Source organism: Clostridium boliviensis (genome assembly GCF_033342255.1).
In the GTDB taxonomy this organism is placed as follows: domain Bacteria; phylum Bacillota; class Clostridia; order Lachnospirales; family Lachnospiraceae; genus Lacrimispora; species Lacrimispora boliviensis.
Map to the genome: position 1 here is coordinate 1 of NZ_JAWONS010000001.1, position 414 is coordinate 414.

1 protein-coding gene is annotated in these 414 nt (G+C 56.5%); it reads right to left on the bottom strand.

All coding sequences use genetic code 11. The features are described 5' to 3' along the window. Positions 1-278 (bottom strand): TatD family hydrolase (locus RZO55_RS00005; RefSeq protein WP_318062251.1); only part of this gene is annotated, 278 nt, incomplete at its 3' end. Between the last annotated feature and the right edge of the window lie 136 nt (positions 279-414).

Below are 414 nucleotides of genomic sequence, written 5' to 3' on the forward strand. Positions count from 1 at the left end.
ATTTCCCCGAGCGCCACCACCTTGGGGTGCTCGGTCAGGGAGCGGATCCATTTCAAATCCTCATCGGTCATCGTCGCGGCATCATGGGGATGCCAACCCACCGCCGCATAAATGAAATCGTATTGTTCCACCAGGGAAAGGGTCGTTTCTATCGTTTCCCGGTTGAATCCGATATTGAGAATCCGGGAGACGCCTTGTTCCTGCGCTCTCCGGATCACTTCGTCCCGATCCTCCTCAAATCGCTCGTCGTTTAGATGCGCGTGACTGTCAAACAACATGCCGCCATCCTCCTCCAACCGTCATCGGATGAGTAGCTGAATGCGGTCCAAGGGAAAGAGAACCAGTTCCGCCCTCCCCACCACCTCGTCGATATCAACCATCCCGATCTCCCGACTGTCCCGGCTGCGATTGCGG